Origin of the sequence: Microcystis sp. LSC13-02 (genome assembly GCA_002282935.1) — a bacterium.
GTDB lineage: Bacteria > Cyanobacteriota > Cyanobacteriia > Cyanobacteriales > Microcystaceae > Microcystis.
In genome coordinates, this window is sequence record MTBT01000050.1 from 10,299 (window position 1) to 12,165 (window position 1,867).

Here is a 1,867-nt window from a genome sequence, read left to right on the forward strand (position 1 = left end):
GCTATCTGCGTCAACCCCGTTCAGCGACCACCCTAAAAAAGTGGCGTGGTGAGGAATCGCCGTCCGTTTTACGGCGGCGAGGATGTCAATCACGAAAAAGTATACCACTGTCACCTTGATCCCAAGCTCTCCAGAGCCAAGCTAGTCCGGCAGTAATGATTAAAACTTTAGTTAACCAATCTCCCCAGCGCACATATAAAGTTCTCGTATCCCGTCGATAAATTGTTTCGCTATGGATTTGATATCTATCCAGATCCGATAGCCAAAGGTGATTACCGTGGGGATCCACAAAAGCAGAATAACCTGTATTGGTGGCCCGGGCCATCCATCGATCGGTTTCGATCGCTCGCATGGTATCCTGAGCATGGTGTTGAGCGGGCATGGCGTGGCTATAATGGGCGTTATTAGAAGCGGTAATAATAAATTCGCCTCCCCTAGCAGTTTGACGGCGAAAATGTTCGGAAAAAGCCGACTCGTAACAAATGCCCACAATTATTTTACCGAAAGGGCTGTCAATAATTTGATCAGGATTTCCCTGGATTAAATGCGCTTGCAAGGGAGAAAGGCGATCAACAATTCCGCCCAAAATTTCCTGAAAAGGAACGTATTCGCCTAAAGGCACGAGAATTACTTTATCATACCGACTAATCACCTGTCCCTCGCCATCAATGGTCAAGAGACTATTGTTATAACCCTTGTCCACCTTGCCAAATGCACCTAACCAGATCGGCGTTTTTTTGGCTAAAATTGCCGAATAAATCGAGCTATTATTGACTAAGTTCTCCCAATAGTAGGGTAAGGCCGTTTCAGGAGTTAAGACGGCATCTACTCCTTGATCAGCGAGAATTTGATAACCAGAGGTGTAACCTTCGAGCGCCTTTTGAAATCCTAGGGGCGAAAGTTTAATCGTGTTGGCAATATTGCCCTGAATTACGCCAATTTTTATTCCTAAATCCCTTGACTTTTCGATCGGTTTATGGTAAACATTCCATCCCCAGAGATGGAGGCTCAAACAAATGAGGAGGGGTAAAGAGAGAAAAGCGAGATTTTGCCGCGATTGACGGATTAGGAGAAAGCTTTCGGCGATTAAACCGTTAATTGCCACAATTGCCGCCGTTACCGTCGTAAAACCCGATAATTTGCCCAATTGCAGAATCAATAAATTATGGGGACTTTGACTATAAGCAAGGGTAGTCCACCAGAGAGGGGATTGACTCCAGAGAGATTCTAACCCACACCAGAGGGCAGTGCCGATGAAAACCCGTAGGAGGGCATCCCTAAAAGATGACTGATTAACACTTTTGTTGACATAAAACATAACTAACGTCCAAGTTAGCACGATCGCCGTTCCCCAAAAAGTAATAAACAACCAACAAAACAGGGCAATTAACAAACTCGCTAACCAGGGGACACCCATCCACGTCATCGGGTGAATTCCCGTGATCCAGAATAAAGCCAGTCCATGGTAGGCAAAACCCCAGCCAAAACCGTATAAAAGCGGTTTTTTTAGGGATTTTTCCGCTAATCTCACAACAATCCACAGGGGGACTAGAGAAATCCATGCGAGTAACCACCAAGAAACCGGCGCTACTGTTAACCCCATCCCCACACCGGCCAAAATTGCCCAGAGAAAACGCACCATCTTTTACTCAAGTCAGGTTGAACTCGTCTGACCTACTAGATCAGAGTAGCTAGAGGGAAGACAAAAAACAAGAGAAATACAGAAGTTTTTCAGCACATCTACAATAGAGCAGTTAGCGATTGACGCTCCCCGAAGCACTCATGCGAGGGATTCCCTGTTCATCCAGTTACCTTATCTACCAAGCTTTCACCTAATAGACAGTGGATAGTCTGTCCGAGGGCTTGA

1 protein-coding gene is annotated in these 1,867 nt (G+C 45.7%); it reads right to left on the reverse strand.

Annotated elements, in window-relative coordinates:
* Nucleotides 1-85 precede the first annotated feature (85 nt).
* Nucleotides 86-1,642, reverse strand: coding sequence for an apolipoprotein N-acyltransferase (lnt, locus tag BGL89_RS03075; protein ID WP_286824387.1), 1,557 nt, complete (start codon nt 1,640-1,642; stop codon nt 86-88).
* Nucleotides 1,643-1,867 lie beyond the last annotated feature (225 nt).

Bases quoted from the DNA above. Each gene is read 5' to 3' on its own strand.
- lnt (WP_286824387.1), bottom strand. From the start codon at position 1,642: ATGGTGCGTTTTCTCTGGGCAATTTTGGCCGGTGTGGGGATGGGGTTA.